The organism is Pseudonocardia sp., from assembly GCF_025965585.1.
Classification (GTDB): domain Bacteria; phylum Actinomycetota; class Actinomycetes; order Mycobacteriales; family Pseudonocardiaceae; genus Pseudonocardia.
In genome coordinates this window covers 1-6,268 of record NZ_JAOPWR010000331.1, presented here as the reverse complement: position 1 = coordinate 6,268, position 6,268 = coordinate 1, and the positions used below count along the sequence as shown (strand labels likewise).

Below are 6,268 nucleotides of genomic sequence, written 5' to 3'. Positions count from 1 at the left end.
GCTTCGCCTCCCCGGCGATGCGCTTCACGATGTCCCTCGGCTTGGTCACAGAGTAAGTCTATCCCGCACTAGACGCAAGCCGTCAAGCCTGGCCTAGACGCATCGGCTGCGGGCTGGTGCGTGACACCACGCGTGACACGAAACGGCGTCGACGGCTGGGTCTGTAGCGGTTCCCGGAGTGTGTTCGTGTCGGGATCGTTGCTGGTAGAGGGGTTGGGTGGGGGTGGCGGATGGCCTTCCAAACTAGCTACGCGGGTTCGATTCCCGTCGCCCGCTCAAGCCTCTGACCAGCAGTTATGCTTTTTGGGTATGGAATTGAGTCGAACTGTGGGCTAGCCGAGTGAACGATGTGGCTGGTGCGTGACACGAAAACGGGTCGACTGATGATGTCGACTCCGCGCTGGTGAGGCTGTGGTTGAGGTTGAGCTCCGGCTCGCCGGCGGCGACTCAGGGAGCACCTCGGTCGGCGATGTAATGGACGCCGCGTTCGGGCGTGACACCACGCGTGACACGAAATCTCTGCGGCCGCGGAGGTTGTGGCGTGGGACGGGGCTGCCCCAGCGGGCGCGCCTCCCGGCTGCCGGTCGGTTGACCGTGCAGGCGAGGCGGCGGATGGGCTTGCGCAGTGGCGCCGGAGTATAGCGGAAGCTAAACTTGGGCCCAAGGAGGCGACGTGTGGGAGGTCTACCTGACGGATGAGGTCGATCGTTGGCTCGACGAGTTGGCGGTCAACGATCCGGAGAGTCACCGGCAGGCGGTCTATGCGATCGAAGCTCTGTCTGAGGGTGGTCCGAACCTGGGTCGGCCGTTGGTGGATCGGATCAAGGGGTCGTCAATCCACAACATGAAGGAGCTGCGACCAGGCTCGTCCGGCGCGACGGAGATGCGGATCTTGTTCGCGTTCGATCCATGGCGTAGCTCGGTGCTGCTGGTCGCGGGGGACAAGTCCGGCCGGTGGAGTGAGTGGTACCGAAAGGCCGTGCCGCGTGCGGAGCAGCTCTACGAGGCGTATCTGAAGGAACGGGCGGCAGAGGGCGAGGAGGAGGGCCGATGAGCACGGTTCGGTGGTCGGACGTTCGGGGCAAGCATGTCGAGGCGATCGGCGAGCAGGAGGTCGAGCAGGGCAAGTCGCGGTTGCTCGCTCAGGTGCGGGCACATCGTCTGGCGGAGATGCGCAAGCGCCGAGGGCTGACCCAGCGTCAGGTCGCGCAGGCGATGGGCGTGACGGTTGGGAGGGTCAGTCAGATCGAGAACGGCGAACTGGCTGGGATCGATGTCCTCGACCGCTACGTGAGCGCGTTGGGCGGGGATCTGCAGATTGTCGCGAACTTCGGGGACGAGCAGATCAAAGTCGGCTGAGCACGCATCAACTGCCGCAGGACGATCTGGCGGTCCAGGTTGGTGTCGGGTGGCGAGCCCGACGGCAGTCGCACAGCCGAGTGAACGGTCGGGCATCCGCGAGATGTCGCTTGCGTCTGCGACGGCTTGCCGTCGTGACCTCCAGGTTTGGACTCCATCCGCTTCGCGTGGCTTGTGGGGCTGCTTCCTCACGTAGCTCTGTGGGCCACTACGCTGCGCCTCCTATGCGAGGGGCGGTCAATGCGGTCAATCCGTGCAGTCGTAGGTATGCTCGGCGTTGCGGCCTTGCTGGCAGTGGTGATCACTGGGACGGCAGCAGCCTCGTCCGCAAAGGCGTGCGACGGTCCGTCCCATCATGTGCCCAGCGACCTGGCCGGCTGTAGTGCGCCAGCTGCCTCCACTGCCGCCGTTGCGCGCGATCGTTCCGCAACGCTTGCGGCGGCTCGGGCTGCTGTGATCAGGCAGGTGTGCCAACTGCTCAAACACCATGGACTGTCGAATCTGAAGCTATGTGAGGTGCCCACCTACCTTCAGCACGTAAGCGCTGGAATTCTTCCGTATAACCCGGCATCGGGCGACTCGCCAGATGTGGTATTCAACAATAGCATCTATTGCAATCCTGGCGACACGGCTACAGGTGAACTTCGAAACGTTCAGATTGCGAGTGGTTACACATACAGCTCGATGCAATCACCTGACAATCCGAACAGTATCTATGTGAAGGTCGTCCGGCCTCCGACCGACTTTGACTACATGAAGCACCCGACCGATGCGGACCTCATTAGCTTCACCTTCGACTTCGTGTGTCAGGACACTGCTCTGCCGGCTCACACGTAGCGCTGCTGCCGGCTGTGGCGGGGCCGCCGCGTGACACCAAACGTGACACGAAACGCCGTCGATGGGCGGGGTCGTAGCGGTTTTCGGAGTGTGGTCGTGTGGGGATCGTTGCTGGTAGAGGGGTTGGGTGGGGGTGGCGGATGGCCTTCCAAACTAGCTACGCGGGTTCGATTCCCGTCGCCCGCTCCACCTCTGACCAGGGGAAACTCTGGTGGCATGATCGCTGAGCCGGCTCGCGTGGCATCACATGTGGTGCGCGTCGGGGCTAGTGCCTCGTCCAGGAACGTTGGGGACGTAACCGGGTCGGCTTGATCAGTCCTGGTCCGGCACTGGAGGCTGTCCGCCGGAGGTGGTGGGCATGGCGCGAGAGCCCGAGGTCTTCGTCCGGGAGCTGACCCCGGACGAGGCGCAGCGGTTGGTCAAGATCACCAGGACGGCGCGGGCCGGAGGGCTAGGCCTTCTGACTCATGTTTGGCCAGTGCATATCCAGTGGCGGATACGGAACATGGACCAGCGTCTTGTACAGGATTCGATATGCCGCCTTCCCTCATCGACTGGGTGGTCTTCATTAGGCCCCTGTCAAGCGGTAGCCTATAGCGAGTGAGGGAAATCGACGTCCCTAGTGAAGCCCGCCCGAAATTCATCCACTCCACTTAGTAGCTCGTCTGACACCGGTGTCCGATTTCCTCGGCCGTCATGCAAATACGCTCGCGACCTATCGCCACTCGTCGAATCGCTTCCTATCATGACAGCCGCCAATCTTAGCCGCAGCGACGACAATTGAAAGGTTGCCTTTGCCATCTTCAACCGGGTTCTGCATATCCGGCACTGAGTGGCGGGTCGAACCCTGGATCGGTGTTGGCACCTGGGTCACCGTCGGTGCGGTGGGACGGCCGAGGCGCTCGATCTTGGTGACGAAGGGCGACGTCATCGCCTGCACGAGTGCGCCGTAGGCGACGCCGAAGTCGATCTCGTCCCCGACCGTGACGAAGTGATCGCCGAGGTCGACGACCAAGTGGTCACTGCTCATCCCGAGGATCGTGATGCCCTCGGGGGGCTGCAGGCCGGCGGGGTCGACGTCCTGGCGGCCGAGGGCGAGGATCGCTTGGTGTACTGAGCCGCTGCCGGTGCGGGCCGGCGCCTCACCGAACGCGGCCTGAGCACGATCTCCCCAGGGCTGAGCCGGTTTCACGGCGACCTCGATGACCTCGGCGGTCACCGTGAAGGCATCCGTGTGCAGGCCGGGGATCGGTGCTCGGTACAGCGGATCGACGCCGAGAAGGACGGCTTCGCCGAGCCGGAGTTCGTTGATCCTGCCGACATCGTCGGTGCTCAGGGCCCAGTTCAGGTTCGCCGAATTGCCGCCCGAGACGACCTCGAGCGAGATCCCGTGCAGTGCCTCGATGGTCTCCACGAGCCCGGTGAGTACACCCATGTTCCGGTCGTCGGGTACCACACCGTTCTGGCAGGCGAGGTTGGCTCCGAGCCCGACGAGCCGCAGAGCGGAGTGACCGAGGACGGCGCGCACGGCCTCGGGGACATCATCGAGCGCGATGCCTTCGCGCAGGTCGCCCAGCTCCACCATCAGCACGATGCCGTGCGTCCGCTCGGTCCGGGACGCCGCGCGGTCGAGCGCCGTCACCACGGCGACCTCGGTGTTCAGACTGACGTCGGCGACGTCGACGACCCGTCCCACCTGGCTCAGCATCGGTGAGCGGATCAGCGTGCGCAACGGGGGCCGGTCGAGTCCGGCCAGCCGGGCGAGGTTCGGCACCCGGGAATCACCGAGGCCGTGGGCACCGCCCCGGAGCATCGCTGCTCCGACTCCGGGCGAGCCCAGCACGGCCTTGGTGATCCCGGTGACCCGGATGCCCTTTGCGGCAAGGCGGTCCGCCAGGACCCGCGTGTTCTGCTCGATTTTGCTGAGATCGGTGTCGATCCGAGGCGCGGTCACACAGGGGTGATCGGGTCGGCCACCGCCGCGAGCGCGGGGAAGGCCGTCAGCACCATGTCGACCAGGTCCGACGCGGGGCGCGTCAGAGGGTCGGTGACGGGGAGGCCGAGCTGCGAGCGATGCTCCTCGATCGCGTCGGTCAGCTCGTCCTCGGTCATCTCTTCGTGGTTGATCGTGACCCCGATGACGCGGGTGTCGGCGAACGCCTCGATCAGCGCGATCTCGCTGGCCGCGGTCGGCATCGGCACCATCGGGAAGTCGCCGAGCATCGTGCGCTTCGGCGCGTGCTGCACGATCACCCCGGCCGGGCGGCTGCCACGCAGGATGTGAGCGGAGGTCAGGTACGCAGGGTGGCTGAGCGCGCCCTGGCCCTCGACCACGATCACATCGGGGTCCTCACCCTCGAACGCGGCGACGACCTGGTTCTCGACCTCGCCCGAGCAGAACTGCGGAACCAGCGCATCCAGCGCGACACCGTACTTCCCGCCCTGGATCAAGGTGGTCTGACCGGTGCCGACCATGACCGCCTTGATGCCGCGCGCGTTCAGCGCCTGGACCAGCAGGGTGGCGGTGGTGCGCTTCCCGATCGCCCCGTCCGTGCCCAGGATCGCGATCCTGGGACAGGTCACGTCGAAGATCCGGCCGGAGAACAGGTGCAGGTCGCGCTTGGCCTTCGGCCGGCGTACATCGGTGATGGTGACACCGGCGCTCACGGCAGCCGCAACGAACTCGGCGTCGTCGTTGAGGAACTCGTGCAGGCCGTTGATGATGTGCATCCCACGAGCGATGCCGTCGAGCAGCACGATCCGCTGGTCGTCCGACAGCAGGCCGTCGGCAGGCGCCAGGCCGCAGATCAGGTAGTCAGGTACCCGGCCGGCGTGCGAGATGGACTCGTCGAGCGACGCCAGCACCGGGATGCCGTTCACGGTGCCGTCCAGGAACTTCCCGGCATCGACTCCGGACCGGAGGCTGTCGATGACGCTGAGGACCTCGTACTTCTCCGAGTGCCGGACCAGGCCGTTGGCGGTCTTACCGTCCTGCTCGCCGAACTGCCCCTCGCAGTAGACAACGGCGGTGGAACCAGCAGGCAGCGCGAAGGGCGCCGCCGGGACGGCCCACTCGCTCTGTTCGGACGCAGCAAGAAAAGGGGCACCACTGACGAGCGAAGACATAAGATCCTCTGAGAAGTCTCAGAGAAGCCGACGGGATCGTGGCGGGGCAGTGAGCCCAACGTTGAACGAGTGGTCTGCCCTGAGGGTCGGCGAGATTACCGACATGTTAAGTGTACCCGGTCAGCCCTGACTGTGTTGCATCCGCCGGGCCCGCGCGATGTGGTGCGTACGACTCTTCGGTCAGGCTCTACCACGGCCCCCGCCCTTCTCGGCACCGAGGGAGACGTAGGGGAGTAGGGCGACCTCGCGGGCGTTCTTCACCGCGACCGCGACGTCGCGCTGGTGTTGGCGACAGGTGCCGCTGACCCGTCGGGCCCGGATCTTGCCCCGATCGCTGAGGAATTTCCGAAGCAGCCCGGTGTCCTTGTAGTCGATCTCCTGGGCTCTGTCCTTGCAGAACGGGCACACCTTTGGCTTGAACTTCGTCGGTACGCGAGCAGGCGGTTTCGCCATTGAGGAGTTCTCCAGCACTGGGTCGGGTCTCATCAGAACGCGACCGCCCTGGTGTAGCCGGCAGCCTAGCTCGCTACTCGAGTTGCATTCTTGGTTGGCAGCAAGCGCGCTGGGTTTCAGCTCGTTGCGCGCCGGCCCACCACCGAGGCGCTATGTCTCCGCTCACCTCCGACTCCCTGACCGTGACAGATCACTGATCCTGCGAGTCCCGGGATCCATATCCGTCCTACCTCACGCCCCCGGCGTGTCACAGGCACTTCGGCCCTAGGGTGCTCTTCACACCAATCCCAGGTTCGTGACGAACCCCCAACAGACCGGGTCGGCGTGTCGAGGCCAGTCCGGCGGCCAAGCCCACGGCGGTTGCCTTCGTGGTTGCATTTGCCGGCGATCGCATATGCTTGCCGGTCGACGTGCCGAGCCCCTCACCAGCGCCGCGACGCTCCGCGACTGTCGGCGATCGTTGATTCTCAGACCTCGAAAGCGTGTGTGTCGG

The 6,268-nt window shown here is 65.1% G+C and carries 6 protein-coding genes; 3 read left to right on the top strand and 3 right to left on the bottom strand.

The window, feature by feature from the left end:
* Positions 1-673 precede the first annotated feature (673 nt).
* The 3 genes from JWR81_RS20285 (at position 674) to JWR81_RS20275 (ending at position 2,196) form a co-directional block, all read left to right on the top strand.
* Complete coding sequence (locus JWR81_RS20285) at positions 674-1,054, top strand: type II toxin-antitoxin system RelE/ParE family toxin (RefSeq protein WP_297655124.1); 381 nt, start codon at positions 674-676, stop codon at positions 1,052-1,054.
* The gene (locus tag JWR81_RS20280) at positions 1,051-1,359 is read left to right on the top strand and encodes a helix-turn-helix transcriptional regulator (protein WP_297655121.1); all 309 of its coding nucleotides are present in this window, start codon (positions 1,051-1,053) and stop codon (positions 1,357-1,359) included. Before JWR81_RS20285 ends, JWR81_RS20280 begins: the two co-directional genes overlap by 4 nt.
* 267 nt (positions 1,360-1,626) lie before the next feature.
* A complete protein-coding gene (locus tag JWR81_RS20275) occupies positions 1,627-2,196 on the top strand; it encodes a hypothetical protein (protein ID WP_297655118.1) in 570 nt (189 codons plus the stop codon).
* A 715-nt stretch (positions 2,197-2,911) separates the two neighbouring features.
* Here the strand turns inward: JWR81_RS20275 and JWR81_RS20270 are convergent.
* The 3 genes from JWR81_RS20270 to rpsR all read right to left on the bottom strand — a co-directional run bounded on the left by JWR81_RS20270 (position 2,912) and on the right by rpsR (position 5,775).
* Positions 2,912-4,150, bottom strand: a complete 1,239-nt coding sequence (locus JWR81_RS20270) for an alanine/ornithine racemase family PLP-dependent enzyme (protein ID WP_297655115.1) — start codon at positions 4,148-4,150, stop codon at positions 2,912-2,914.
* Entirely contained in the window at positions 4,147-5,322 is a 1,176-nt protein-coding gene (locus JWR81_RS20265) for a DUF1611 domain-containing protein (RefSeq protein ID WP_297655112.1), read from the bottom strand. Before JWR81_RS20265 ends, JWR81_RS20270 begins: the two co-directional genes overlap by 4 nt.
* A gap of 180 nt (positions 5,323-5,502) precedes the next feature.
* Positions 5,503-5,775 carry a 30S ribosomal protein S18 gene (rpsR, locus tag JWR81_RS20260; protein ID WP_297655127.1) on the bottom strand — a complete coding sequence of 91 codons (273 nt, stop codon included), beginning with the start codon at positions 5,773-5,775 and terminating at the stop codon, positions 5,503-5,505.
* Between the last annotated feature and the right edge of the window lie 493 nt (positions 5,776-6,268).